Annotated in this window: 29 protein-coding genes and 1 pseudogene; 12 read left to right on the plus strand and 18 right to left on the minus strand. The window is 61.2% G+C overall.

What is annotated here, in order from left to right; genetic code table 11:
• Positions 1-201: 201 nt before the first annotated feature.
• On the minus strand, positions 202-858 hold the full coding sequence (locus tag ACYHH6_RS23680) for a DUF2726 domain-containing protein (protein WP_352585932.1): 657 nt from the start codon (positions 856-858) through the stop codon (positions 202-204).
• Between the two features lie 265 nt (positions 859-1,123).
• Here ACYHH6_RS23680 and ACYHH6_RS23685 point away from each other — a divergent pair, with 265 nt between their 5' ends.
• Positions 1,124-1,684 (plus strand): ankyrin repeat domain-containing protein, encoded by a 561-nt coding sequence (locus ACYHH6_RS23685; protein ID WP_352585931.1) that lies wholly within the window; start codon positions 1,124-1,126, stop codon positions 1,682-1,684.
• A 47-nt stretch (positions 1,685-1,731) separates the two neighbouring features.
• Here the strand turns inward: ACYHH6_RS23685 and ACYHH6_RS23690 are convergent, their stop codons facing one another.
• On the minus strand, positions 1,732-2,259 hold the full coding sequence (locus ACYHH6_RS23690) for a gamma carbonic anhydrase family protein (RefSeq protein WP_352585930.1): 528 nt from the start codon (positions 2,257-2,259) through the stop codon (positions 1,732-1,734).
• 100 nt (positions 2,260-2,359) lie between these two features.
• Positions 2,360-2,728 (minus strand): DUF6949 family protein, encoded by a 369-nt coding sequence (locus ACYHH6_RS23695; protein WP_352585929.1) that lies wholly within the window; start codon positions 2,726-2,728, stop codon positions 2,360-2,362.
• Between the two features lie 117 nt (positions 2,729-2,845).
• Here ACYHH6_RS23695 and ACYHH6_RS23700 point away from each other — a divergent pair, with 117 nt between their 5' ends.
• Entirely contained in the window at positions 2,846-3,571 is a 726-nt protein-coding gene (locus tag ACYHH6_RS23700) for a hypothetical protein (RefSeq protein WP_352585928.1), read from the plus strand.
• A 263-nt stretch (positions 3,572-3,834) separates the two neighbouring features.
• On the opposite strand, the gene ACYHH6_RS23705 is transcribed toward ACYHH6_RS23700, so the two are convergent.
• The 3 genes from ACYHH6_RS23705 to ACYHH6_RS23715 form a co-directional block, all read right to left on the minus strand.
• The gene (locus ACYHH6_RS23705; RefSeq protein WP_112563401.1) at positions 3,835-4,038 is read right to left on the minus strand and encodes a DUF3126 family protein; all 204 of its coding nucleotides are present in this window, start codon (positions 4,036-4,038) and stop codon (positions 3,835-3,837) included.
• 153 nt (positions 4,039-4,191) lie between these two features.
• Positions 4,192-5,040, minus strand: coding sequence for a serine O-acetyltransferase (cysE, locus tag ACYHH6_RS23710; RefSeq protein ID WP_112563436.1), 849 nt, complete (start codon positions 5,038-5,040; stop codon positions 4,192-4,194).
• 186 nt (positions 5,041-5,226) lie between these two features.
• Positions 5,227-5,853: a VOC family protein gene (locus ACYHH6_RS23715; RefSeq protein WP_352585927.1), complete on the minus strand. Its 627-nt coding sequence runs from the start codon at positions 5,851-5,853 to the stop codon at positions 5,227-5,229.
• A 110-nt stretch (positions 5,854-5,963) separates the two neighbouring features.
• Between ACYHH6_RS23715 and ACYHH6_RS23720 the strand changes: the two genes are divergently transcribed.
• Positions 5,964-6,575, plus strand: a complete 612-nt coding sequence (locus ACYHH6_RS23720) for an HD domain-containing protein (RefSeq protein WP_352585926.1) — start codon at positions 5,964-5,966, stop codon at positions 6,573-6,575.
• A gap of 25 nt (positions 6,576-6,600) precedes the next feature.
• Here the strand turns inward: ACYHH6_RS23720 and ACYHH6_RS23725 are convergent, their stop codons facing one another.
• From ACYHH6_RS23725 to ACYHH6_RS23745, 5 genes are all read right to left on the minus strand, one after another.
• Positions 6,601-7,101 carry a GNAT family N-acetyltransferase gene (locus ACYHH6_RS23725; protein ID WP_352585925.1) on the minus strand — a complete coding sequence of 167 codons (501 nt, stop codon included), beginning with the start codon at positions 7,099-7,101 and terminating at the stop codon, positions 6,601-6,603.
• 48 nt (positions 7,102-7,149) lie between these two features.
• Positions 7,150-7,476 carry a hypothetical protein gene (locus tag ACYHH6_RS23730; RefSeq protein WP_352585924.1) on the minus strand — a complete coding sequence of 109 codons (327 nt, stop codon included), beginning with the start codon at positions 7,474-7,476 and terminating at the stop codon, positions 7,150-7,152.
• 66 nt (positions 7,477-7,542) lie between these two features.
• A complete protein-coding gene (locus ACYHH6_RS23735) occupies positions 7,543-8,310 on the minus strand; it encodes an alpha/beta fold hydrolase (RefSeq protein WP_352585923.1) in 768 nt (255 codons plus the stop codon).
• A 9-nt stretch (positions 8,311-8,319) separates the two neighbouring features.
• Positions 8,320-8,895, minus strand: a complete 576-nt coding sequence (locus tag ACYHH6_RS23740; protein ID WP_352585922.1) for a DUF192 domain-containing protein — start codon at positions 8,893-8,895, stop codon at positions 8,320-8,322.
• A 122-nt stretch (positions 8,896-9,017) separates the two neighbouring features.
• On the minus strand, positions 9,018-9,614 hold the full coding sequence (locus tag ACYHH6_RS23745) for a cold-shock protein (protein WP_112563409.1): 597 nt from the start codon (positions 9,612-9,614) through the stop codon (positions 9,018-9,020).
• 358 nt (positions 9,615-9,972) lie between these two features.
• Here ACYHH6_RS23745 and ACYHH6_RS23750 point away from each other — a divergent pair, with 358 nt between their 5' ends.
• Both ACYHH6_RS23750 and ACYHH6_RS23755 read left to right on the plus strand, forming a co-directional pair.
• Positions 9,973-10,413: a VOC family protein gene (locus ACYHH6_RS23750; RefSeq protein WP_352560904.1), complete on the plus strand. Its 441-nt coding sequence runs from the start codon at positions 9,973-9,975 to the stop codon at positions 10,411-10,413.
• Between the two features lie 133 nt (positions 10,414-10,546).
• Complete coding sequence (locus ACYHH6_RS23755) at positions 10,547-10,837, plus strand: DUF2218 domain-containing protein (protein ID WP_352585921.1); 291 nt, start codon at positions 10,547-10,549, stop codon at positions 10,835-10,837.
• Between the two features lie 2 nt (positions 10,838-10,839).
• Here the strand turns inward: ACYHH6_RS23755 and ACYHH6_RS23760 are convergent, their stop codons facing one another.
• Complete coding sequence (locus tag ACYHH6_RS23760; protein ID WP_352585920.1) at positions 10,840-11,394, minus strand: DUF1697 domain-containing protein; 555 nt, start codon at positions 11,392-11,394, stop codon at positions 10,840-10,842.
• Positions 11,391-12,647 (minus strand): threonine ammonia-lyase IlvA, encoded by a 1,257-nt coding sequence (gene ilvA, locus ACYHH6_RS23765; RefSeq protein WP_352585919.1) that lies wholly within the window; start codon positions 12,645-12,647, stop codon positions 11,391-11,393. The genes ACYHH6_RS23760 and ilvA overlap by 4 nt, the downstream gene beginning before the upstream one ends.
• Positions 12,648-12,764: 117 nt before the next feature.
• Between ilvA and ACYHH6_RS23770 the strand changes: the two genes are divergently transcribed.
• From ACYHH6_RS23770 to ACYHH6_RS23780, 3 genes are all read left to right on the plus strand, one after another.
• On the plus strand, positions 12,765-14,168 hold the full coding sequence (locus ACYHH6_RS23770) for an aminopeptidase P family N-terminal domain-containing protein (RefSeq protein ID WP_352585918.1): 1,404 nt from the start codon (positions 12,765-12,767) through the stop codon (positions 14,166-14,168).
• Positions 14,169-14,269: 101 nt separating this feature from the next.
• Positions 14,270-15,343, plus strand: coding sequence for an alpha/beta hydrolase (locus tag ACYHH6_RS23775; RefSeq protein WP_352585917.1), 1,074 nt, complete (start codon positions 14,270-14,272; stop codon positions 15,341-15,343).
• Between the two features lie 133 nt (positions 15,344-15,476).
• On the plus strand, positions 15,477-16,634 hold the full coding sequence (locus ACYHH6_RS23780; protein WP_352585916.1) for an alpha/beta hydrolase: 1,158 nt from the start codon (positions 15,477-15,479) through the stop codon (positions 16,632-16,634).
• A 12-nt stretch (positions 16,635-16,646) separates the two neighbouring features.
• Here the strand turns inward: ACYHH6_RS23780 and ade are convergent, their stop codons facing one another.
• A complete protein-coding gene (gene ade, locus ACYHH6_RS23785) occupies positions 16,647-18,458 on the minus strand; it encodes an adenine deaminase (RefSeq protein WP_352585915.1) in 1,812 nt (603 codons plus the stop codon).
• A gap of 284 nt (positions 18,459-18,742) precedes the next feature.
• Positions 18,743-19,141: a hypothetical protein gene (locus ACYHH6_RS23790; RefSeq protein ID WP_352585914.1), complete on the minus strand. Its 399-nt coding sequence runs from the start codon at positions 19,139-19,141 to the stop codon at positions 18,743-18,745.
• A 213-nt stretch (positions 19,142-19,354) separates the two neighbouring features.
• Between ACYHH6_RS23790 and ACYHH6_RS23795 the strand changes: the two are divergent.
• Positions 19,355-20,205: pseudogene (locus tag ACYHH6_RS23795) on the plus strand (alpha/beta fold hydrolase).
• Between the two features lie 115 nt (positions 20,206-20,320).
• Entirely contained in the window at positions 20,321-20,977 is a 657-nt protein-coding gene (locus ACYHH6_RS23800; RefSeq protein ID WP_488500477.1) for an outer membrane protein, read from the plus strand.
• A gap of 113 nt (positions 20,978-21,090) precedes the next feature.
• On the opposite strand, the gene ACYHH6_RS23805 is transcribed toward ACYHH6_RS23800, so the two are convergent.
• Positions 21,091-23,088, minus strand: a complete 1,998-nt coding sequence (locus ACYHH6_RS23805) for an acyltransferase family protein (RefSeq protein WP_352585913.1) — start codon at positions 23,086-23,088, stop codon at positions 21,091-21,093.
• Between the two features lie 368 nt (positions 23,089-23,456).
• Positions 23,457-24,113 carry an outer membrane protein gene (locus ACYHH6_RS23810; RefSeq protein ID WP_352585912.1) on the minus strand — a complete coding sequence of 219 codons (657 nt, stop codon included), beginning with the start codon at positions 24,111-24,113 and terminating at the stop codon, positions 23,457-23,459.
• A gap of 429 nt (positions 24,114-24,542) precedes the next feature.
• On the opposite strand from ACYHH6_RS23810, the gene ACYHH6_RS23815 reads away from it, so the two are divergent.
• Positions 24,543-24,761 carry a hypothetical protein gene (locus ACYHH6_RS23815; RefSeq protein ID WP_352585911.1) on the plus strand — a complete coding sequence of 73 codons (219 nt, stop codon included), beginning with the start codon at positions 24,543-24,545 and terminating at the stop codon, positions 24,759-24,761.
• Positions 24,762-25,211: 450 nt separating this feature from the next.
• Positions 25,212-25,454 carry a hypothetical protein gene (locus ACYHH6_RS23820; RefSeq protein ID WP_352585910.1) on the plus strand — a complete coding sequence of 81 codons (243 nt, stop codon included), beginning with the start codon at positions 25,212-25,214 and terminating at the stop codon, positions 25,452-25,454.
• A 718-nt stretch (positions 25,455-26,172) separates the two neighbouring features.
• On the opposite strand, the gene ACYHH6_RS23825 is transcribed toward ACYHH6_RS23820, so the two are convergent.
• A complete protein-coding gene (locus ACYHH6_RS23825; RefSeq protein ID WP_352585909.1) occupies positions 26,173-26,406 on the minus strand; it encodes a hypothetical protein in 234 nt (77 codons plus the stop codon).
• Positions 26,407-26,454 lie beyond the last annotated feature (48 nt).

The raw sequence follows: 26,454 nt of genomic DNA on the forward strand, positions 1-26,454 counted from the left end.
GACGCCAAACAAGAATCACGTCCGCTCAGGACGCGACGAGAAAGCCCGGTCGAGTCCCCACCCTCCCCGTCCCCAACGACCGGGTTTTAGGAGCCGGCCCCGTCCCCGGGCCGGCTCCACCATTTCCACCGCAAGGCATAAGGGCAGCGGTTTTGGTCGAACCCGAGACAGGGGCATCACGCCCCAAACATAGGCGAGCTATTAATCCGCCGAAGGCTTGTCCACGAGCTTCTCAACCAACCGCCTGAGTTCGGAAGGTGTCGTTTGGCCGCCAACGATCTCGTGATAGCTAATGCCTGCTCGCCGCAATGCTTCCTTTTTGACCGCGTCCCGCGCTGCGGCCGCACCCTGATGATGAGCATAACCTTGGTATTCGACTGCATGTCGTGGCAGACAATTCTCATCTACAAGAAGAAGGTCCACCCGTTTCGAGTTGATGCAGCTGTAGGCGTCGGCATTCTTGCTTCGCAGAATTTCGCCCAATGACACTTGGGCCATCACCTGCCATCCCGGATTACAGCCGATCACCATGCGATCAAGTTCCTTGAAGACGCGCACTTCGCTCCTGTTGAGGAGCGGCTGAATAGTGAAGTTCGCCTCCATAACAATCCGCAACTGGTCGGCAGGATCAGTCGGTTTCGGTGGCGCGGAAACAGGCTTCGGGGCGACCCATAGGCCGCTAAGGATGTCGCCTCCACTGCGCTCTCTCGCCCAGCGCGCGCGATTCCTTTCCCTCCCTGCTTGCCGCCGCCTCCTCGATAAGAAACGCTCCACGAGTATGCCCGCAAGGACGCCGGCAACGAAAATGACGACTAGCAGAATAGGTTTCGCTGTCAGCTCGACAAGCTCAGGTGGCATGCAAGTAAGCTACCTCCACGACTTAGATTTACGTATTAACGGTCATGTCTCAGTTGCAACAATAAGCGACCAAGAGGTGCCCGATGTCAATTTGGGCACTAATGTTTGCCAAGAAGTGCACCACCAAAACGACGATGAACGCTTGATATCGAAAGGTCACTGACCTCATCGAGCCGTCAGGCGCACCTGAAGATCGCGACGCACCTTTTCAGACACAGAAGATCGAAGCACTATATGCCGTTGGTCTCACCCCTGGATCACGGCGATGTTGGAAATCCCGGAAGATCGATGCGAACGCCATCGCCTGTTCAAAGCGATCGACGATGCCTTCAAGGCCGGCGATTTCGAGGGGCTCGGCGTAGCATTGGGCGGCTCGCCCCGCTGGTTCGACGAGCACATGCCGTTCGAGCTCGGCCTCGGCCATCCGCTGGAGTATGCGATCTATTGGAGCCCGGCCGGGTTCATCTCGACCTTGCTGGATGCCGGCTCGGATCCGAATTATCACGATCACGGTGGGTTTCCGGCAATCATTGCCGCGCTGTCCACAGACCGAACCGATAGGCTGGAAATCGTCAGGATGCTGATCGACGGTGGCGCCGACCCCGACATGCGGGGCGTGAACGACTGGACGCCGCTTCACTATGCGGTGGCCATCCGCAGTGTCGATGCGATCCGCCTTCTTTTGGCCGCAGGCGCCGACCCGGCGCTCGAAACCCGGATTGATGACTATACGACGCCCCTCGAGGAAGCCGACAATTCCGGCTTTGAGGCCGGCGCTTCATTGCTGCGCGATGCAATGGCCGGGCCTGGCTCCAACAGACGGTAAGTTGGACTGCGATGGAACTGTCGGCGATACGGATTGTCCGGCTGGCCTTACGTCTCTTTCAGCCCGGCCTTGAACCGCTTGCCGTTGGCGACATAGTGCGCGGCCGAGGCGCGCAGCCTGGCGATCGCGGCGTCGTCCAGCGGCCTGATCACCCGCGCGGGCGAGCCGACGATCAGGCAATTATCGGGGAACTCCTTGCCTTCGGTGACCAGCGCGCCGGCGCCGACCAGTGAGTTCTTGCCGATCCTGGCGCCGTTGAGCACGATGGCACCCATGCCGATCAGGCTGTTGTCGCCGATCGTGCAGCCATGCAGCAGAGCGCGGTGGCCGATGGTGCAGCCATGGCCGATTGTCAGCGGAAAGCCGGGGTCTGTGTGCATCACCGTGTGCTCCTGGACATTGCTGTCGGCGCCGATGACGATCGGCTCATTATCACCGCGGATGACCGCGCCGAACCAGAAGCCGGCATTGCGGCCGACCTTGATGTCGCCGATCAACGTCGCGTCGGGCGCAATCCAGTTGCTGTCGGCATCCTCGAAACGAGGCGCCTTTCCGTCGATCGCATAGGTCGGCATTTTAGTCTCCGATTCGTCTCAGGCGGAACGAACCCTAAAACAATCCAAGGAAAACCGCGTGGCGGTTCTTCCTGGGGAAAATCGCGTAGTGGTTTTCCGTTCAAGACAAATATCGGGCCAGCGACTCCACCAGAAGCTGAACTGCTCCAGGTGAGCCGACGCCCCACGAGGCAATGGCGATCAGAACGATGCCCAGCGCCAGCGCCCAGGCCATCACGGTGCAGCCGCAGGACATCAGCATCAGCGTCGAAATGCGGCCTTCGCGCCGCGCATCGAGAGCATCGTTGGCGAGCATGAACGGCCCGGCGCAAGCGGTCGCTGCCAGCGAGCGCAGGATGTGCGCCGGCGATACATAAGGCTCGGCAAAGGCCAGCCGGCGGCCCGCGACCAGTTCCATCACGGATCCGGCAAGCCCGCAGCCGGTGAGGCCGACGGCAAAAGCGAACAGAACGGGCAGCAGCAGGCTCATCTTTACCTTCCGTTTACCATGAAATCGCACAGTCGCATCCGACAGCCGCGCTGCAAGAGCCATGCCGTGGCAAGTTGTGCCGTCCAAGGACAGAAGGCGGCGATTGTGGGGATTGCGATGAAGCAGGCAGCGACCGCCGAAGAATTCAACGTCGTCGATTCCGTGCTGATGAAGCGGGTGTTTTATGCCTTTGCGGCACTGGCTTTGTTGTCGCTGGCGATCAGCCTTGGCGGCAAATGGTTCGGCCGCTCGATCGCCATGGCCGGCTATACCGACGACACCACGGTCCATCGGGTGGTAATGGGCAACAATGTCATTGCCGTGCCGGCCAACGCCATCCGCTTCCTGCAGGCGCGCCGCGACGGCATCGCTTCGCGCCTCGACCTCTATCTGCGCTATCCCCAGATGGAAGGTTACAGCGAAGCCGCCCGCGACGACTTCAACCACACGGGAACGGCCAAAAACATCATCTTCCTGTCGTTCGAACCGCAGATGATGTCGCGCGACATGAGCGGCCGTTTCGCGCCAATCTACAGCGCGCTGATCGACCAGCCCGGAACGCCCGGCCCCGGCGGCACGATGATTTACGGCTTCAGCGAAAAATCAGGTTATCTCAACGAGGTGCTCGCGGTTGCCGGCCGCACCGGCAAGGATCCGTTCGTCGCCCGCTGCCTGAGCGGACCAAGTGCCGAGGAATCGCTGGCGCCCTGCGAGCGCGACATTCAGGTCGGCGACAGCCTCAGCCTGACCTACCGCTTTCCCCGGGAACTTCTGGGCAACTGGCCGACGCTTGACGCGGCAATCGTCGCCGAGGCCACGCGTGTCCTCAAGGCAGCGAGATAGCCCCATTCGTCATCCACGGGCGGAGCGGGCGCGAAGCGATCGCGCAGACCCGAGGATCCAGTCCGTGCCTTTTCAGGCGGCGAAGCGGTGCAGAATTCGCTATTGGAAGAGCAGAGAAGGCAGTTCTGGACCGCCGCGTTCCTGGCCGATGCCCCGGCATTGATCCCAGGGTCTCCGCGACGCCGCTGCGCGGCTGCTTTGCCCTGGGATGACGATGGTGCGGCTGGCTGCCGCCGATCGCTAAAGTCTGTAGCCTTCTGGGCTCAAGCCAGATCGATGTCGAGGATCGCCATCGAGAAATTATAGTCGCCGTCGTCCTCGTCCTTGAAGACGATGCCGAGGAACTCGTCGCCGACATAGACCTCGGCCGAATCTTCCTTGCGCGGCCGCGCCTTCACTTCGAGTTTGGGATTGTGGAAGACGCGCTTGAAATAGGCGTCCAGCTTTCTGATTTCGTCCGGCTTCAAAAGTCTTCTCCGATCGTCGGGCTTGCTCGTTGGAACGCGCTTCTGGCACGTCGACAATGGCGATGTAAAGGCAAGCCGGCTGGATAGAACGCGAAGTTAAGGGGCAACAGCGCCGGCAGCCGGACTTCAGCCCGGCACACCGGATCGTGCAAATCAGATGTCGAAGCTGACGACCTGGTCCATCGACTGCGACGGCAAAAGCTGGTCCATCTGGCGCGAAGGCTGGTCGCAGCCGGTCTCACCGACGACGCGGGCCGGTACGCCGGCAACCGTCTTGTTGTGCGGCACCGGCGACAGCACCACAGAGCCTGCCGCGATCTTCGAGCAATGGCCGACCTCGATGTTGCCGAGGATCTTGGCGCCGGCGCCGATCAGCACGCCGTACCGGATCTTGGGGTGACGGTCGCCGCCGGCCTTGCCGGTGCCGCCCAGCGTCACGCCGTGCAGGATCGACACGTCGTCCTCAATCACCGCCGTCTCGCCGACGACGAGGCCGGTGGCGTGGTCGATGAAGATGCCCTTGCCGATACGGGCGGCCGGGTTGATGTCGGTCTGGAACACCGAGGAGGAGCGGCTCTGCAGATAGAGCGCGAAATCCTTGCGGCCCTGATTCCACAGCCAATGCGCCAGCCTGTGCGTCTGGATGGCGTGGAAACCCTTGAAATAGAGCACCGGCATGATGAAGCGGTCGCAGGCCGGGTCGCGATCGTAATAGGCCTGGATGTCGACACGCACGATCGACGACCATTCCTTGTCGTCGGCCAGCATCGACTTGAAGGTCTGGCGGATGAGGTCGGAACCGATATCCTGATGCGCAAGCCGCTCGGCCAGCCGGTGGATGACCGCCTCTTCCAGGCTCTCCTGGTTGAGGATGGTCGAATAGAGGAACGCCGCCAGAAGCGGGTCGCGGTTGACCGCTTCCATCGCCTCGTCGCGGATCGAGCGCCAGATCGGATCGACCGGCTGCACCATTGTGGGGCGGGCTATCGTAATGCTGTTCATCGACGTCTCCGGCCTGCCGGCTTGTTGCACATATAGGCCAGATCATAGCACGATTGAACTCAATTTTCCTTAGTCACTGATCAAATGGATTTGGTTCACGCGGATTCAAGCCACCATGGAAAACGAACCCTTGATCACCGCCCGCCCAGGAAACGGGGCCAGCGGACCCGCCTGATGCCGAGCCTTTCAGGTCGGCAGCGGCTTTCCGGCCTGTTCCGCCACCATATATTCTGCATACCAGTCGGGCCAGTTCACATCGTGCTTCCCGCCGGTCCGCTTCTCGTGCTCGCCATGTGCCGCCGCCGCGCGTCGCAGTGCCGCGGCAAGTTCGCCCGACGAGGTGAATATCGTGTCGCTGGCGTCCACGCGGCCGGGCAAACGCTGGGTGATTTCCTGCACGATGAAGCTGTTGCCGTCGGGATCGCTGAACGTGACATAGGACGAATAGCTGCGCCCTTCCGGATGCCTGCCGCTGACCGGCGGCTGCCCAGGCCCCGCACGATGGAACACCTCGCTGGCCTCGACGCCGCGTGCCACGAGTTCGGCATGCGCCGCCACGATATCGGATACTACGAGATAAAGTCCCTTTGCCGAGCCTGGCGCGGCTGTCGTCAGGCCCTTGCCGAAATGGATCGAGCATGGCGAACCCGGTGGCGTGAACTGCACCACCCGGAACGCATCGCCGACGACGAAGTCGGCGTCGAGCCGCCAACCGAGGCCGCCATAAAAACGCTTGGAACGTTCTGCGTCCGCAACCGCGATGATGACGGCCTCCAGCTTCATGTCGATCGTCCCCGGCAAGGTATTCGTCATGGCAGCCTCCTGGTTGAATGGAATGGCAACATTCCCCAGAGCCCCTGCCCGCGCAAGGTTCGAAATGATTGGTTTTGACTCCGAGGGGCTGAGATCGGTTAACTGGACGCATGACAAACTTGAAAGACCAGCCCTTGATCGACGAACCGCTGAAGCGGCAACTCTCGGAGCTCTATCGGGCCGAAGACCGCCACTACCATAACCTTGGACATATCGAGGCGATGCTGGCGCTGGCCGAGAACTATCACGCATTGCTGCACGACCCCGAAGCCGTCGAAGCGGCAATCTGGTTCCACGACGCCATCTATGACAGCAAGGCCAAGGACAATGAGGCGCAAAGTGCGGCCCTTGCCGAGAAAGACCTGGCTGGACGCACCGATGCGGAACGCTTGAGCCGCATCGCTGCGATGATCCTCGCTACATCAACGCACCAGCTGCCGTCCTTCGACGATGCAGCGGCAATACGCGACGCCAGCCTCTTCCTCGACATGGATCTGTCGATCCTGGGCGCCGAGCCGGATGCGTTCGACGCCTATGAGCGCGCGGTCCGACAGGAATATGCCTGGGTCGAGGAGCCGATGTGGCGCGCCGGGCGCGGCGCTGTCTTGAAGACTTTCCTCGCTCGAGACCACATCTTCCACACCGATGAGTTCCGGCAGCGGTTTGAACCGCAGGCGAGGCAGAACATAGCGCGCTCGATCGAGGCACTCGCGGCTGACTGACCAGAAACTCTGCAGGGAAAGCCGGCTAGTCCGGAAAAGTTTCCATGCGTTGCTCATACGGCTTGAGACCTGCGCGGCTGTAGACCGATTGCGCGGCCGGATGGTCATAGGTGTCCGTATGAAGCCAGACCCTTTGCGGCGCATGCGACCAGACGGCGCGAAGCGCCTGGTCGAGCAGGAACGGCCCGAGCCTGCGACCCTGGAAGGCGGGAACCAGCCCAAAGTGAACCAGCTCGACGTCAGGCTGGCCGACGCCGTTGAATTCGCACAGGCCGGCTGCCTCGCCTCCAACGCGCAGCACGTAAATGTGTGTCGACGGCAGCGCCAGCAGGCGCTCGAGGTCCTCCGCCGCCATGCGCAGCCGCTGATCCCACTGCACAGGCTCGCCGACGGCGCGGTAGAGGCTGATGTAACTGGCGCTGTCCAGCCTCTCCAGCGCAACCGAGGCGCCGGCTGCCGGCTTGACGCGGGCAGGCGCCGGATTGGCCTGGCGCATTTCCATGTAGGTGACGAGAAGATCAACCAAAGCGGCACCAGTACCGCGAAAAGCAGCAAGGCGGCAGCTCGCGCGCAATCACGTGAAAGCGCCGATCGTCGATGCCATTGCCGCCAGCAGCGTCAGCCCACCCGCCACCGACAGCCCGTTCAGCACAATCCCCAGCAGCCCAAGCCCGCGACTGTCGTTGGAGCGCGCCAGCGCCATCACGCCGAAGACCACGCCGGCGACATGCGCCACCGGAGCTGCCAGCAGAAACACCAGCATGAAGAAGCCCGTCGCAACGCCCTGCGTAAGCTGCGATGCGTCGCTCGGCAACGCCACCATGATGGCGATCGCAACCGCTCCGGCAGCAAAGGCAGCCAGCGCCAGTATAACTGAACGTTTGCCGAGCTTTGTCTGCACGACCTCGCCTGGAACGGCGGCCGCGCCCCTTCCCCATTGCACCACATTGCCCCCTTGCGGTCCGCGTCAGAGCGGATTTTCGGCATAAAACTCCAACACGCGCTGCTTGAAGATCTTGTCGCCGACGGCCAGCATATGGTCGCGGCCATCGATGTGAAATGCCCTGGCGTTCGGCATCAGCGCGGCAAGTTCATCGGGCGAACCGCCGATATCGTCTGTCGTCCCCACCGCAATCAGCGTCGGTTGGGCAATGCGCGTCATGTCATCTTCGCTGAGCAGCTCCCGCGAGGTGACGATGCAGGCCGCCAGCGCCCGGCGGTCGCTGCGTGTCTGATCGGCAAAGGCGCGAAACGAGCGGCCGCGCGGATGGCTGGTGGCGGCCGGATCATCGGCCAGCAGCGCTTCAGCGATCGGGTCCCAGTCGCCGACGCCATCGACCATGCCGATGCCGAGGCCGCCGAAGACCAGCGTCGCCGCCTTGTCCGGATCGGACAGCGCCAGGAACGCCGAGATGCGCGCGCCCATCGAATAGCCCATGACATGCGCACGATCGATGCCGAGATGGTCGAGCAGCGCTGCCGCATCCGAGGCCATTTTGGCCGGCGTGTAGTCGGCCTCGTCATAGCTCTTCGACGACGAGCCATGGCCGCGATTGTCGAAGGCGATGGCGCGGTAGCCGGCGTCGTTCAGCGTCTTGAACCAGCCCGGCGATACCCAGTTGACATAATGGCTGGAGGCAAAGCCGTGGATCATCAGCACCGGATCGCCCTTACCCGACGCCGGCTGGCGGTCGAGGAAGGCGAGATCGAACCCGTCATGCGAAAAGAACTGCATCGACGCCGCTCAGCCGGCGCCGGGCGTGGGCGAATCGCCCTTGTCCGCCGGCGGCATGCCAGGCCCGGGCACCGTGCCAACGGCCGGATGGCGCAGCAGATCGCCATATTCGATGCCGTTTTTGGCGGCGGTGCCGGCCTTGAGCTCAAGCACGAAGCGCACCGGCACACCCGGTGAAATGACCGCGTCCGATTGAGGCTCGCCATGCTTGACCGCCCGGATCTTGCCGTCCTGGCCGACAAAGATCAGGTCCAGCGGCATCGGCGTGTTGCGCATCCAGAAGCCGACCTGCTTCTGCATCTCGAAGACGAACAGCATGCCATGATCGTCCGCCATGTCCTGGCGGAACATCAGGCCGGCCTCGCGCTCTGCTTCGGTGTTCGCGACTTCGATGGAGAAGGACTTGTCTCCGCCTTTCGTCGCCACGACCAGCGGCGTCGGGTCGACGGGAAGGATCATCGCCTGGCTGTCGCCGGCGGGAGCCTGCTGGGATGCGGTCGGCCGCCCCGAATAGAAGTAGGCGCCGGCGGCCACGGCAACGATGACGCAGAGCGCTCCCGCAGTCAGCCAGTTCCTGTGCGCCATCTGAAATCCTCAACCGGAAACCATGATCCCCAAAAGTGGTCTCAGGTATTCGGATAAGATCGTGGTGAAACCAAGAAAACAAGGAAAGAGACCGTCCCGAATTCGTCGGGATGGCTCGCGTCCTAATGCGCGACCGGCAAGGTGCCCATATCGGGGTGAATCTCGGCAGCCATAAGGCCTTTGTCACCGCGTCCGAAGCGCACCAGAACAACCTGCCCGGGCCTGAGTTCGGTGATTCCGTAGCGGCGCAGCGTCTCCATATGGACGAAGATATCCTCGGTGCCCTCGCCCCTGGTCAGGAAGCCGAAGCCCTTGGTGCGGTTGAACCACTTCACCAGCGCCCGTTCGAGACCGCTTTCCGGCGTCACCGACACATGGGTGCGCTGTTCCTGCATCTCGGCCGGATGGATCGCGGTGGTGGTGTCCATGGACAGCACCCGGAACGCCTGCAAGCCGCGGTCGCCGTGCTTGACGAGGCACACGACACGCGCGCCCTCCAATGCAGTCTGGAAACCGTCCTTTCGCAGACAGGTCACATGGAGGAGGATGTCGCCCGAAGAACCGTCATCGGGAAGGATGAAGCCGTAGCCCTTGGCCACGTCGAACCATTTGATGGCGCCGGCGATTTCGACCAGATCGGCGGTATCGCCGCCACTGTCGCGCTTCAGGGCGTCGTCAAGGTTCTCATCCCGCCTCGTGAAAGAGGCCCTATCCCCCATAAGAACGCCCCCTTTTTTCAAGAAAACCGCAAGTGATTCTTGACATCAGATTAACACCGCCGCTTCCCAGGTGTGCAAGACCTGCCGTGCCTTTTTTCACGGTTGGATACAAGAATAGCTGATTTGTTGTTTGCCGGCGTTGCTGGCGGCCGCAATGACGATCTGTCCAGGCCGTCAACCGGTCGGCAATTTGCGCAGGATTTTGCCGGAATCGGCAACCACTTGGTGTCCGACGCTTTTGTCAGAGCAATCTGACTTTTCCAAAACCGGCCACCGCTTTTTCGGTCCGGTGCTCGTTGCCCTTCGGCGGGGTGGACCCTATGTTGCCTCGCAACCCAAACATCCCCGAGGAAATCCTATGCGCTACCTCCACACAATGGTCCGTGTCGCCGACGTCGATGTCTCGCTCGATTTCTATGTCAACAAGCTCGGCCTGAAGGAAGTGCGCCGCTACGAAAACGAGCAGGGCCGCTTCACGCTGATCTTCCTCGCCGCCTCCGAGGACGTAGAGAGCGGCATCGCCGAAAAGGCACCGCTGATCGAACTGACCTACAATTGGGATCCGGAGGACTACAAGGGCGGCCGCAATTTCGGCCACCTCGCCTATGAGGTCGACGACATCTACGCCACCTGCCAGCATCTGATGGACAATGGCGTCACCATCAACCGGCCGCCGCGCGACGGCAACATGGCCTTCGTCAAGTCGCCGGATGGCATCTCGTTCGAGCTGCTGCAGAAGGGACCGGCCAAGCCCAAGGCCGAGCCGTGGGCGTCGATGCCCAACACCGGCACCTGGTAGCGATCACGCCATCTTGAGCGAGGCGGCCGCGCGACCAAGCCGGCCGCCTTTGCCATTTCGGGCGACCGCACCTATTTACCTGCCTGACGCGCGAGCCAGTCAAAGCCAGCGCTCCGTCCAGGAGAATTCATTCATGCCGACCAGCCGTGTCGATGTCACCACCGCTTATGCCAGCCGCTATCTGCAGCAGCTGTGCAAGCACTGGGCACACAAATTTCCCGTCGAGTTCGATCCGAACCATGGCACCATCGATCTGTCGCTCGGCCGCACGGTTCTCGATGCCGATGCGGCAGCGCTACATATCACGGTGTCGACGGATGAAGGCGGATCGCTGGAGCGCCTGGAAAGTGTGGTTGCCGATCACATCAAGCGTTTTGCTTTCCGCGAAGAACTGACCTTCGATTGGAAGCACGCGCCGGCATAACTCTATTTTGCGCCGGCCTGGCCGGCCATCTCCAGCAGCGCCAGCACCGAACGCCAGTTGCGCGCGGTGCCCGGTACTTTGAGCACGCGCGGAAGAATGTTGGCGAACGCCGATTTGCCGAGCCCGTCCGGCGCCTTGAGGTAGAGCACATCGCCCTTGACCTCAAAGCTTTCGGGGCCGGTGCACTTTTCGGCAAGCCTGGCAATTTCGTCCCCCGTCGGCTGGCGCTCAAGCGTATAGGCGTGAAGCTTGGTCGGGTCGCCGGCCACCTCCGGATAGGGATTTTCACTCACCAGCCGTTCGAACCAGCCGAGATCGCGCACCATGATGCGCGAATGAAAGCCCCATTTCTTCTCGAACGCTGCATCAAGCTGTTTGGTCAGCGTGACCGCATCTCCCTTCTTGGCGCGGAACACGACATTGCCGCTCTGCACATAGCTGGCGACATCGGTGAAGCCGAGTTCCTCGAAAAACGCCCGCAACTCCGCCATCTTGACGATGCGGTTGCCGCCGACATTGATGCCGGAAAACAGCGCAACAAAGACTGCGGCGCTCATATGATGAACCCCGCCAGGGTCTCGTTGTCGGTGATGTCCTGATAGTGGACGCCCTCGGCCTCGAAATTCGCCTTCAGCAGGTCGAAATTGCGCCGGTCCTTTGTTTCGATCCCGATCAGCACCGAACCAAAATTGCGCGCCGATTTCTTCAGATATTCGAAGCGGGCAATGTCGTCGTCGGGACCGAGCATTTCCAAGAAGTCGCGCAGCGCGCCGGGCCGCTGCGGGAAACGGATGATGAAGTATTTCTTCAGGCCCTCGAAGCGCAGCGCCCGCTCCTTCACGTCGGGCAGCCGCTCGAAATCGAAATTGCCGCCCGACACCACGGCGACGATGGTCTTGCCCCGGATCTCCTTCCGCGAAAAATCCTTCAGCGCATCGATCGCCAACGCGCCAGCCGGCTCCAGCACCACGCCTTCGATGTTGAGCATTTCGATCATGGTGGCGCAGAGCCGGTTCTCGGGGATCAGACGCACGGCGTCAGCGGCGAACTCCTTGAGGTGGCGCAACGGCTCGCGGCCGATCTCGGCCACCGCCGCGCCGTCGACGAAATTGTCGACATTGGCGAGCTTGATACGCTTTCCGCTGGCCAGGCTCTCATGCAGGCTCGGCGCCCCGGCAGGCTCGCAGAAGACGTAGCGGGCTTCGCGCTGCTGATCGGCGAAATAGTGCGTCACCCCGGCCGCCAGGCCGCCGCCGCCGACCGGCAGCATAATGATGTCGGGCATGCGCGCACCGGGCATCTGGTCCGCGATCTCATAGGCGACCGTCGCCTGCCCCTCGATGATGTCCTTGTGGTCGAAGGGCGGCACCATATGCGCGCCCGAACTTTCGGTGAATTCGAAGGCGGCGCGGTAGCAGTCGTCGAAGAAATCGCCGACCAGCCTGATTTCGACGAAATCGCCGCCGAACAGCCGCGTCTTGTCGATCTTCTGCTGCGGTGTCGTCACCGGCATGAAGACCACGCCTTTTTTGCCGAAATGGCGGCACACGAAGGCAAAGCCTTGCGCATGGTTTCCGGCCGAAGCACAGACGAAAAGCTCGGCCTCGTTGCCGGCGGCCAGCGCCTTGCGGAAGAAATTGAAGGCGCCGCGGATCTTGTAGGAGCGCACCGGCGAAAGATCCTCGCGCTTCAACAGCACCCGCGCCCCGGTCTTCTTCGACAGATAGTCGTTTTCCTGCAGCGGCGTTTCGGGAAAGATTTCGCGGATCGCTGCGGCAGCAATGGCGACGCGGGAGGAGAAACTGTTCATGGCGCCCGTGATCACGTGGTTGGAATGCCAAGCCTATTGCACAATTCGCCGTTTGCGGCCACCGATGCCGCGCGGCCGCTTTTGACGCGCCAGCAGGAAAATCCGATGGAGCCGTCCATGCCTGTTTCGGCTGTTGCCCTGAAGACCGTAGCGCTTCCCGAGTTCGGTGAGCCGACGGTGATGCCTGTGCTTCAACGCCGGACCTACGAGACGCGCATCGAGGCTCTGCTGGCGCGCGGCGCCGAGGCGGGGCTCGACGCCTTCGCCGTCTATGGCGACCGCGAGCATGCCGCCAATGTCGCCTACCTCAGTGGTTACGACCCGCGTTTCGAGGAGACGCTGCTGGTCATCGTTCCAGGCAACCAGCCAAAACTTCTCGTCGGCAATGAGGGCTGGGGCTATGCCGAAATCTGCGACGGACCCTATGAGCGCGTCCTCTACCAGACCTTCTCGCTGCCGGCGCAGCCACGCGACCGCTCCGCCTCCCTGTCCGACACGCTTGCCGCCTGCGGCCTGACGACCGGCCAGAAGATCGGCGCCATCGGCTGGAAGCCGTTCGGCCCCGGCGATGGCGGGTTTGGCGAGGCGACGCTCGACCTGCCGTCCTTCATCGCCGATACGCTGCGCACACTGGCCGGCGACAAGGGCGCGGTGGTCAATGCCGCCAACCATCTGATGAACCCAACGGATGGTCTGCGCGCCATCAACGAGACCGACCAGCTGGCATCCTTCGAATTCGCAGCGACCTTTTCCTCGCAAGGCCTGCGAAATGTGCTCAGGGATATCGAGCCCGGCATGAGCGAATTGCAGGCGGCGCGGCTGATGGGGATGAATGGCCTGCCTCTGTGCTGCCACCCGATGCTGTCCGCCGGCAAGCGTGCGCCCTACGGCCTGCCAAGCCCGCGCCTGGACATCATCAAGCGCGGCGATCCGATCACCATGGCCTATGGCATCCAGGGTTCGCTGAATGCCCGCGCCGGCTTCCTGGTCGAGAGTGCGCAGGAACTGCCGCGCGGGATAAACGACTATGTCGACAAACTGGTCGCGCCCTATTTCGCCGCCGTCGTCGACTGGTACGAGACCGTCGGCATAGGCGTTACTGGCGGCGTGCTGTGGAAAGCCGTGCATGACCGCATCGGCGATCCATTCTTCGGCGTCTCGCTTAATCCCGGCCATCTCGTCCATATCGACGAATGGATGCATTCGCCGGTGTTTTCCGGTTCGGACATCAAGCTGCAATCGGGCATGGCGCTGCAGGTCGACATCATCCCGGCGACCGGAACCAGCTATTTCACCACCAACATCGAGGACGGCATCGCGCTCGCAGACCAGGCCTTGCGCGAGGAGTTCGCGGCTCGCTATCCCGAGGCCTGGCGCCGCATCGAGGCGCGCCGTGCCTTCATGGTGGACGTGCTCGGCATAAGGCTGAAGCCCGAGGTGCTGCCCTTCTCCAACATCCCGGCGTTCCTGCCGCCATTTTGGCTTTCGCGCAACAGTGCGATGACCGTGGCTCGGCGCTGAACGCATTTAGGCTGGACACGACTTACTTCTGCCGCACTTGCCCTGTCCGGGAGGTGTCGCGGAGGGTGGATGGCCCTTTTGGGCTTAAGTGGAATTTTGACGTGCGTTTGAAGACGATTTGCATTCTTGCGCTTGCCTTGCTTGTGGCGGGCTGCGGCGGCCGCAAAACCGAGGAACTGCTCGGCAGCGCCGTCATGTCCACGCCGGTGACCGAAATCTCGGGCAATCACTCGATCTTCATCGCCACGACACGCAAGAAATCCGACGATCCCAACAAGGTTTTCGACGGCGAACGCTCCGCGACGCTGAACTATGCCCGCGTCAACGTCACCGTTCCCGGCGTCCACCAGATCGGCCAGATCGAGCGCCGCTCGCGCGGCAAGTCCAACGACCCGGCGAAGTATTTCATGGCGTCCGAGGTCGTCGGCTACGATGCGCAGCCGAAATTCTCCGCCGCGCTCAACGCCGATATCGCCGCGCGCGGCGGCCGCGTCATGGTCTTCGTGCATGGCTACAACACCGGCTTCGACGACGCCGTCTACCGCCTGACCCAGATCGTCCACGATTCCGGCTATCCCGGCACCCCGGTGCTGTTTTCCTGGGCATCGGGCGCCAAGACCACCGACTATGTCTATGACAAGGAAAGTGCGAGTGCTGCCCGCGACCAGCTCGAAGTGACCTTGCGCATGCTGCAGCAGTCCGGCGCGCGGCGCATCGACATCGTCGCCCATTCGCTCGGAACCTGGGTCACCATGGAAACGCTGCGCCAAATGGCCATCACCGGCGACCGCGATCTCGGTGGCAAGCTCGGCGATGTGGTGCTCGCCTCGCCCGACATCGATGTCGACGTGTTCAAGAGCCAGATGCGCCGCTACGGCAAGCCCGACAAGCCGTTCATCCTGCTGCTCTCCGACGATGACCGAGCGCTGCGGCTCTCCGGTCTGATCGCCGGCTCACGGCCGCGCGTCGGCGACTACAAGGATGCCGCGGACCTCGCCGCCTATGGCGTCACCGTGGTCGACCTCTCCAAGGTCAAGGGAACTGACAGCTTCAACCACACCAAATTCGCCGACAACCCCGAACTGGTGAAGATGATCGGCCAGCGGCTGCGCGAGGATGACGGCTTTGCCAGCGACCAGACGGTGACCGACCGCATTAGCGCGCTCGGACAATAAGGCTGTTGCCCTGCGGCTACTGTCGCCGCGTGAGTTCGCAAATGCCGCCCGGCCCGCTCATTTTCAACTGGACCGGGCCGGTCTCTGCCTCTATCGACAATAAAATCGGCGCCATGCGCCAGCGGGAGCCCGCGTGAACGTGCGTTGGAAGACCGTCCTCGTCCTTGCGTTCGCGCTCGCTGTCGCCGGCTGCGCCGGCCAGAACACGCATGACCTCTTGAACAAGACGACGGTGTCGGTGCCTGCTTCCGACATCGCGGCCACGCACGAAATCTTCGTCGCCACCACCCGCCAGCCGGCGACCAAGGATCCGCGCCAGGTGTTCGACGGCGACCGTTCGCTGACCACCAACTACGCCCGCGTCGACGTCACCGTGCCGAAGGTGCACCAGCTCGGCGCCATCGAGCGCGCCAAGGGTTCGGCCAACTCCAACCCGGCCAAGCAGTTCACCGCCACCGACGTCGTCCACTATGGCGACGCCTCGCAATTCGCCAAGGCTGTCGGCGCCAACATCGCCATAAACGGCGACCGCGCCCTGGTCTTCGTGCACGGTTTCAACAACGGTTTCGACGATGGCGTCTACCGGCTGACGCAAATCGCCCACGACACCAAATATCCGGGCACGCCGGTGCTGTTTTCCTGGGCTTCGAGCGGCAAGACCACGGGCTATATCTATGACAAGGAAAGCGCCAACGCCGCGCGCGACGACCTCGAGGCGACGCTCAGGATGCTCGCAAAGACCCGGGTGAAAAGCATCGACATCATCGCCCACTCGATGGGCACCTGGGTGACGATGGAGGCGCTGCGCCAGCTCGCCATCGCCGGCGACCGCGATCTCGGCGGCAAGCTCGGCTACGTCGTCCTCGCCTCGCCCGATATCGATGTCGACGTCTTCAAGAAACAGATGATCCGCTACGGCAAACCCGACAAGCCATTCGCCATCCTGCTCTCAGGAGACGACCGTGCGCTGAAGCTGTCGTCCATTATCTCCGGCGACAAGCCGCGCGTCGGCGACTACGGCAACGCGGCCGACCTCGCCAGCTATGGCGTGGTCGTGGCGGATCTCACCAAGACCAAGGGCGGTGACCGTTTGAACCACGCCAAGTTCGCGGACAATCCGATCCTGGTTCAATTGCTCGGTGACCGGCTGCGCACACCAGCCGCCCTGCGATCGAACGATCCGGGCGAGTTTGACGACATCGGCCAAGGGATCGGCAAGGCGGTCGGCTCCATGGCCGAAGTCGTCATCACCACCCCGTTCAAGGTGCTGACCATCGCCACCGGCGGATGACAGCCGGGTCTGTCAGATAAAAAGGTCGACCTTCTGGAACGTCGTCACGTCGATCAGGCCGACATCGGAAATCCTGAGCTCCGGAATGACGACCAGCGCCAAGAGCGAGTGCTGCATGTAGGCGTTGTTCAGGGAACAACCCATCTTGCGCATCGCCTCGGTCAGCTTTTCGGCCTTGGCGGCGACAATCTCGGCGCGTTCGTCCGACATCAGCCCGGCGATCGGCATTTCGACCAGCGCCAGTTCCTTGCCCTTTGAAAACAACACCACGCCGCCGCCGACCTCGCCCAGCCGGTTGACGGCCAGCGCCATGTCTTCCTTGTTGGTGCCGACGCAGATGATGTGGTGGGCGTCATGCGCCACGCTGGAGGCCAGGGCGCAGTCGCCCATATAGCCGAAGCCGGAGACGAAGGCGTTGGTGACGCCGCCCGTACCGCGATGGCGCTCGACCAGCGCGATCTGGCAGATGTCGTTGCGGCGATCCATGGCGACCAGCCCGTCCTCGACCGGCAGGTCGGCCTCAAGCGCTCGCGTCGGCGCCTGGTTCTCGATGACGCCGATGACCCGCACCCGCACCTCATTGGCGCCCTTGGGCGCTACAATATCGAAGTCGCCTGCCTTGAGCTTCTTGCCGAGCTTGACCGTGTTCTTGGCCGTCTTCGGATAGTCATAGGCCGGGATGTCGATCTCGAGCTTGCCGGCCTTGGCCAGCCTGACGCCGCGGCCATAGACCTCGTCGATGGTCATGGCGGCGAGATCGGAAACGACCAGCAGGTCGGCCAGCCGTCCCGGCGCGATCGAACCGATCTCGCGCTCCAGCTTGAAATGCTGGGCGGTGTTGAGCGTCGCCATCTGGATCGCCGTCACCGGCTTCAGGCCCTGTTGGATGGCGTGGCGCACCACCCGGTCCATATGGCCTTCATGCACCAGCGTACCGGAATGGCTGTCATCGGTGCACAGGATGAAGTTGCGCGGGTCGAGCCCGCTCTCCGTCACCGCCTTGATCTGCGAGGCGACATCGTACCAGGCCGAGCCGAGCCTGAGCATCGCCTTCATGCCCTGGCGCACACGCGCGATCGCATCCTCGGCGCGCGTGCCCTCATGGTCGTCCTCCGGACCGCCGGCGACATAGCCGTGGAACGGCAGGCCGAGATCACGCGAGGCGTAGTGGCCGCCAACAGTCTTGCCGGCCCTAACCGTGGCGGCGATCTCGCCCGACATCACCGGATCGTTGGCGGCGACACCGGGGAAATTCATCACCTCGCCGAGGCCGATGATGTTCTCCCAGGTCATCGCTTCGGTGACATCGGCAACCGTCAGTTCGGCGCCGGCATGCTCCAGCCCCGGCGCCGAAGGCACACAGGACGGCATCTGGACGTGGACGTTGATGGGCATGGCGACAGCTTCGTCATGCATCAGCCGCACACCGGGGAGCCCCAGCACATTGGCGATCTCATGCGGATCGATGAACATCGAGGTGGTGCCGTGCGGGATGACGGCACGGCAGAATTCGGTCACCGTCACCATGCCGCTCTCGACATGCATGTGCGCATCGCAAAGGCCGGGCACGAGATAGCGGCCCCCGGCGTCGACCACCTTGGTGCCCTGGCCGATGGCGTGGCTGGCATTCGGCCCGCAATAGGCAAAGCGACCGCCGGCAATGGCGATGTCGGTGCCTGCGATGATCTCGCCCGAATGCACATTCACCCAGCGGCCGTTGCGAATGACGAGATCGGCCGGCTTGCGCCCGGTCGCGACATCGACCAGATGGGTCGCCATCTCGGTCCAAGGCTTGGGTTTCGTCGCGTGCGCGGTCTTTGCCATAGGAGACTCCTGTTTGCCCCGACTGTGCCAAGCCGGCATGGCTTTGGCCAGCGATTGCGGGCGAAATCCGCTCGGCGAGGTTTATTTGTGCCGGCACTTATGCTATTGTTTTGTAGATGGTGCTGATTTGCGCCAATGACCCGCCCCGAGGCGGGTTTTTTGTTGCGATTGCCGTCACAGGCGGAACCGGACGCGTTGCGGCGGGCGGCACGGATTGAAATTTCAATTCACGCCGCCAGCCCGAAACCCGGTAGTGGGTCAGTTTGAAATCCAGTCTGTGACGTTCATTCCGAATCGATTGAGCCGGTACCCATCGGAGCAAAGAAGCACGTCCATCGGTATCTCTGGTAGGCTTCGAACTTCATATGGGGAATGATCGTTCGATAGAACGTCATCAGACGCTCGCAGATGTGGTATCGATCATCAGGCGCAGCCTGGACACGTTCTCTCGGGATGAACCACTCTGCTTCTTGTGACTCATTCAGGTAGGCAGGATGCAGCCTGACAAAATACCCGTCTTTAGTCATCCTGACGTCGTTGGAGTCGATGGGGCGGCAATCCTTGTTTCCGCAGCAGTCATAGTGAAGAACGGGATCAGTCTTTCCCGTATACCAATCACGAGCGTCCGCATCGCCGGGCAGCACAAGCCACGCCAACGCAAAGTGCCCGAGCAACTGTCTCATGGAACTAGCCCCTCACCATTTTGCCTATAGCATATTAGTGAGTGCTAATCATAGCGCTCGAGGTCGCTGGCTGCTGTTGCCCCGCAATTCGCTTTTTGTACTGGCCGCGAAACCCGCGTTCGTTGACTCCGCACACGGGAAGACTGTTAGATCGACCTTCGCAATCGTCCGAGGCCGAAACGACCCAAGGACGAAACCTCCTGAGGTGAAGTCATGACCCGGTTCCTGAAAGCGTTCGTCTTCGTCACCCTGTTCCTGATCTCGGCCGGCTTTGCATCCGCCGAGGAGCGCTGGCTGACGCTGCCGGAGCCGGCGGCGATGCCCAAACCGGATCAGAGCGGCTATGCGCCGGTCAACGGCATCCAGATGTACTATGCCGTTTTCGGCGCCGGGGATCCGATCCTCCTGATCCATGGCGGCCTTGGCCACGCCGATATCTGGGCGAGCCAGGTGGCGACTATGTCCAAGACCCACAAGGTGATCGTCGCCGACAGCCGCGGCCATGGCCGCTCCACCCGCACCGAGCAACCTTACGGCTACGACCTCATGGCGTCCGATTATCTGGCCCTGCTCGACTACCTCAAGATCGACAAGACCGCTCTTGTCGGCTGGAGCGACGGCGGCATTATCGGTATCGACATCGCGCTGCATCATCCCGAGCGGCTGACCAGGCTCTTTGCGCAGGCCGCCAATGTCACCACCGATGGCGTCGATCCGGCGTGATGACCAACAAGACCTTTGCCGCCTACATCGAACGCCCCGGCCGCGACTACAAGAAGATGTCGAAGACGCCGGACCAGTACGATGCCTTCGTTTCGCAGATCAGCCACATGTGGGAGTCGGAGCCTACCTGGACCAAGGAACAGCTCGCCAAGATCACCACGCCGACGGCGATCGTCGCCGGCGATCATGACGAGGCGATCAAGCGCGAACACACCGAATACATGGCCTCCGTCATTCCAGGCGCCAAGCTCATCATCCTGCCCAACGCCAGTCATTTCGCCATGCTGCAGGCGCCAGACGAATATAGCCAGGCGGCGCTGGACTTCATCGACGCCAAATAGAGAATAGCGCGCAGCAACAGGCGTATTTCGATTGTTGAACAATGGGTTCCGTTTTGCGGCGAATAGGGTTACCTTCCGAAAAGACGTCTTCTGAACCGCCATTTCGGAGAACTCAATGCGTCGCCTGACGTTCGCAAGTGCGCTGATTGTTCTGGCCGCGCCGGCTTTTGCCGCCGACCCGATGGCAGTGCCAATGACCGAACCGGGCTTCGACTGGACCGGCTACTACGCCGGCCTGCAGGCCGGCTATGGCTGGGGCCAGTCCGACATATCAGGAACAGAAGGCGCGCCGTTTTCCATCTCGCCCGACATTGACGGCGGTTTCGTCGGCGGCCATGTCGCTGGCCTCTGGCAGTTCGATCAGGCGGTTATCGGCGCCGAGGCGGAGCTCAACTATTCCTCGATCGATGGCACGGCGGAATTTGGCCTTGGAAGCATATTTGGCACCGACATCAAGTGGTTCGGATCAGTCAACGCCAAGGCGGGCTTCGCCATGGACCGCGTGCTGGTCTATGGCGTCGGCGGCGTCGCCTTTGCTGGCATCGAAACGTCGCAAGTCGCGGGGGCGTCGTTCGCCAGCACGCGCACGAACGTCGGCTGGACCGTGGGTGCCGGCGTCGACTACGCGCTGACCGACAAGTTCATCGTCGGCGCGCAGTATCGCTACTATGATTTCGGCTCCGAGCACTATGACGTGGCGCAACCCTTCAACGATCGCGATCAGGATGTGAAGCTGAACGCGGTCGGCATCAACCTGAGCTACAAGTTCTGATTGTCCTCAAGACTCTGATATCCTCGGCAACATCTTGTTTTGAATGGCGAACTCGTCGGTAGAGGCGCCGTGGTGATGTCCGATCGCCAACGCAGAAAACAACACCTGCATCGCTAATTCACCGTGATCGCGCCGTCGATGCGCCTGCCAAATACGTCGGCCATAGAGCGTGAATAGGTTGCGGTTAGGTGATCGGTGTCGCGCCACACAAAGACATTGCCGATAACCGCGGGACAATCGCCGCTTGGGCACACGATGTCATTGAAATTGACGAGTGCAACATGTGGATAGAGGCGCTGAGCGAGGACGAGAGGATCGGACCCCGCGACGAACTTATACGGAATGGAGCAGTGACGGTCCCGAGCCAGGCATAGCTCGGGCTTCACTCCCCAATATGGAGTATCGGCGATGACGATCACCTTGGCACCCGACGCCTCGACGTTGCGCCACAATTGCACCAACGTATCGCTGACGGGCACTTGCTTCCCGTCGTCGGGGTAAGCACGCAGATTGTCTCTCTGCCCCAGAATGACAACATCAGGCTTTTGCTGTTGAATAATTCGCAACACGTACTGCCCCCATTTCAGGCAATCCGGAAACGGACGATCGGTGTTCGCGAATAGGGTCATCGTCGGAAATAGTGGGCACCCGGGCTTGGTAAAGCTCTTTGCATTCCAGCCACGATCCGCCGCGGTCCTTTCAAACGCCGGCACCCACTGTTCAGCGTGGGAATCGCCCACCAGAAATACCTTGAGGCGCCCGTTTGGGTCGCCAAACTGGCAACCGACAGGCTCGCCACCATCAGAGGGCGGCCGGCAACCATCCGTTTGTGGGAGGTCCCGCTTTATCGTCGGCAAGGAGGGGGCATAGGCGTCCACCTTCGGCACGGGTTTGTTGGAGAACAACGATCTGGCGCCTGGATAATCGTCTGGGTTGCCCGAGATTAGTGCTTGCTGTCGCGCAATTGCTATCGAGACCGCACAGAACGCAATCAGAGACACGAGCGGGACAGGAGCAAAAAGAGCGGCCAATCCGACGAGCCGGCGACGTAACGTCGCCGACGGCTGCGGAAATCTGAAGCGGTCCTCGACATACACCTTCGAGATGGCGGCCAGACCGACGCTTGCGGCAAGAACGGCCAGGCCGCCCCAAAAGCTGATAGCCTCGCCAGTTTGCTGCGTGAAGAAGACGACTATCGGCCAATGCCAGAGATAGAGCGAGTAAGAAATATCGCCGAGGAACTGGAACGGCCGCATCTTCAGCAGGACAAACGCACTAAGCTGCGAAGTGCTTTGGCCCGAGACGATCACCAATACCGTCCCTACCGTTGGCAACAGCGCCGCATATCCCGGAAATGGCGTTTTGGTGGAGAACAGGAACGCTGCAGCCAATATCGCCGCAACGCCGGCAAACCCAAGAAACCGCCTAGCTCCTTCTTCAAACGCGGGCACACCCAGAGAAACCAGCCCCCCGAGGCCAAGTTCCCAGATTCGCGTATATGTGACGAAGTAAGCTGGCGCGGGGTCTGTGAAAGTGAGCCACACCGAGGAGGCGAGCGAGCCGGCGACGATGGCTCCGAATAGAATTCGAAGCAAGGTACGCGAGGACAAACGCAGCGCCCGCGAAGCCCAGAAAGCGCAAATGATCAGCCCAGGCCAGACAACGTAGAATTGTTCTTCGACGGACAGTGACCAGTAGTGCTGGACTGGGCTCGGAGCGTTGGTCGCAGCCAGGTAATCAATTGCCTTCGCGGCGAGACGCCAGTTCTCCAACTGGAAGGCGCTGTAGGCCAATTCGTTCGTACCGTCTCGCCAAAGGGCCGAGGGGAGCCAAAATGGAGTCAACAGGCCGACGAGCAACAGTACAAGCATGGCGGCGGGTAAAAGCCGTCGAGCGCGGCGAACATAAAAGGCGAGAAGGTCTATTTTTCCGGTTCGCTCCCCCTCGCGCAGCAGAACGCCCGTGATGAGATATCCGGAAATGACGAAAAACACATCGACGCCGACATAGCCGCCAGGAACCAGATGCGGCCAAACGTGGAATACCGCCACGAAACAGACAGCGATCGCGCGCAGCCCCTGAATCTCGGGTCGAAAATTAGAGGTGCTCAATACTTGTTACCAATTGCCCGCAGAATCGCGTTCAAACACTTTTGAAGAAATAGCATAAACACTGCATGGCATGTGCTGGTACAGTACGGTTCTCGGAAAAAAAGGCTCGATGCGCTATTATTTCGCGCGCTGACGGCGCGTTAAATTCAGGTCGTTGGCCTCAAACCTGCAAATACATTCGATCGCCTTCGATCAGCGCAACTGTAGCTGCGGGCGAAAGGTTGTTAGGGCTGAAGCCCGCATCTCGTTGCCGGCAGTTGATTGAGATTCCCGCCGACGACGCATTGCCGGGATATTTCTTCTGATTCCTGCGCAAAGAAAAAGCCCGTCGCGGTTTGCGACAGGCTCTCTATAGGGCCTTCAGAGGACTAGAATTTGTAGGCGATGCCGAAGCGAACCTCGTTGGTCTTCAGATCAACTTCCGAACCGAAATCCTCAAATGATTTGTTGCCGAAGTCAGTATAGCGATACTCGGCGCGCAGCAGCAGATTGTCGGTCATGGCATAATCCAAGCCCACGCCTATTGTCCATCCTGTGAATGTATCTCCGAACGAACCTGGACCGTTATCATTGCTTATGTCTATGTCGCCAAACGCAACGCCACCCGCGATATAAGGAAGAAAGCGATCAGCGGCATACCCCAAGCGAAGTCTTGCCGCCCCACTCCAATTGAGTTCTTCGGTGGCGGTGACGCCGGCTGGGACACCAGGAGCGAGGAATACTTGGCCGCTGCCATCAACATTCGCATAAACGATGTCCAATTCCGCACCAATCACGATGTTGTTCGACATCTGATAGTTGTAACCGGCGTAGACGCCTCCAAGGAACCCGTCAGGGTCTGTGTCGATAAAGCCCGGTCCACCGATCTGGTCTACGTTGCCATTACCCCAAGCATAGCCTGCCTGAAGCCCGATATACCCGCCTGTCCAGCTAAAAACCGGCGCGGCTTCTGCGATGATGGCATCGGCAGCATAGGCCGATGACGCCAGCAGAGACAACGACAAAGCAAGAAGCAGCTTCTTCATAGGTGATCTCCCGTAAACCCACCCTTTGGTAGCAGCGCGCACCGATACATGCAGTTGTATTTCCGCCACAGTTGACCGAATTCAAATTGCGAATAACGCGGCCTGGGTTAGCCGCCGAAGCCGAGCGGATCATTCTCGGAACAGTCGACGTCGGTGAAGACGTTGATTGCGAGCGCGCAACGGCCTGCCTCGCTTGGCTCGGATTGCCCGGTGCCTCATATGTTGGCGACGATGTCTTCGACCGCCACGAGGCTCGCCTGCGAGCGAAGGCGCGCTTGGCAGTTATCCAACACCGGGCAGCGATGAAACGCGTCGCGGCGGCTCTGGTAGAGCATGGAAGCTTAGCTGGCGATCAGGTCGACGCTCTCATTCGCTGAAATCGTCAAGCGCGCCCTTGCGGGGGCGAAGCTTGGGCGCGATGCTCCCGAGATGCTGATAAAAGCCCACCTCTTGAATCTTGATTCCGACACCAGGGCCTTCACGCTCGTCGGTGCGTTCATGGGATATTTTGCGCTCCTCGAAGTTGGCATTAATGAAGCGATCGGCCAGGTTATGGGCGTTCAAGGCGCGCGGCTTGCCATCGTCTGCCGGAACATGGGCTTTGACGACAAGGTCAAAACATTGCGAGCACTGGTCGACTTTTCATAAGCGACAAGGAAAAGGCAAAAGCTTTCGACGCGCTGGCAACGCGTGCCCGCAATGCGGTGAACTCCGAAATCGAGTGGCCCATACGCCATTTCGACACAGCGTGAAGTCGGATGGTGTCGAGTTTTTCCTGGTGTCAGCAACCAGTAAGTTGGAATTCCCTGAGATGGACTTGTCGATCGAGGACTTTCTCGAGCAGATCGACAACATCAACCAGATCGATAATGAACTCAGATCGATCGAAAACAGGATGTCCCTCCAGCGCATCGCCGAAGCCTTGATGAACCCCAACCTGACAAAGGAGGCTACAAAAATCTCAGGTTTGGACGGGCTTTTCTGCTCGGCTCCTCCCGGGAATAATTCGCGTCAAGCTAGGCATCGGCAATTGCCAGTCGACCCGACATGTAGGATTATAGTCCTCGTTGCGGCGAACCCCTTCAACGGAGATCGCCAATGGCCAGAACCAAACCTTCAAAACAGCTTTCGCAGGACGAAATCGAACGCTTCCTGGTGGCAGCAGAGGCGCTGCACAAGAGCATCATCGGTCCCCTCCTGGCGTACCACAGCGAGCACTACCAAGCGCTTCGTGAGGTCCACGGACCGCTGTTGAGGTCGATCGAGACCATCACCGGCAAGCGGGCGCCGTTCATCCAGCAGAACATGACAGGGCCAGCGCAGCCGCCTACGTCTGGGTAGACCGATCGGCTTAGTTGCGCAATTTCTAATATGTAAATACGTTGTTCAGCGCGGGGAGGAGATCTAATCAAACCCGCAGTGACCGGTGCGGCCTGTACCCCCAAGCGAGAGCCCCGGGTCGCACCGGCCATTCCCTGCGCTTGAAATCGTTGCGGTCCGCCAGTGCGGTTTCTCGAACACGCTGACGATGTAGGTTGGCAGCAGAATGTCAGAATGACCTGGGCGGCACGTACAGGCAGATCGTAATGTCAGGGTTGCCAGATGGGAATTCACGATGCCGGCCTACCGTTGATTTGTTGGCATGGCACCAATGGAAACGCATGTCGGGTGACTGACGCACCCTGCCGTCCCCGTAAGGCAGCAATTCACCGGACGGCACCTTGAAGCCCTTGCTTGTTTCGCGAACGGTGCCATCCGCCATTGGCTCGCAATGCTCGTCCTGGCAGCACTGTTTTTCGTACCAACTATGTGCCGATGCCGACGGCATTCCGAAAGCGGAGGCTGCGGCGATGATAGCGCCCAACCCGCATGCGCCGACGCAACCCCTCGATCCCCAGATCATGAATTACATTAGGCTTGTCTGATATGATGGCGCAAGCGCAGGTGCGCATCCGGCAGCGACCCAGAGCCTTCGCCAGGGCGCGTTTCGGCTGGCCGCTGTCCTACACCGCCGACCCCCCCGCGCGTCTTGGCGCCCCGCATGGGGCAGCGCTGGCGGCTATGTGTTTCTCGGGGAGATCAGGACCAGCCAGGCTTGCCGAACGAGTGCCTGCTTGTCGGCCGGCAGCTTTCGAAATTGCCGAACCGTCATGCCGCAACCGAAAGCTAGGGCGGCAACGTCGCGGTCGCTGCGCTTGATGCGCTTGATCCTATGTCGCTGCCACATGCTCGGCAAACGATAGACGCCGACGTCCTCGATCTCGATCTCGGTGAAGGGAGTTCGTGCCAGCATGCCGCGCCTCGCTTGGGAGAACGCCGGAATATCGCATAAGCCGCGGCT

Source organism: Mesorhizobium sp. P171375 (genome assembly GCF_057786075.1).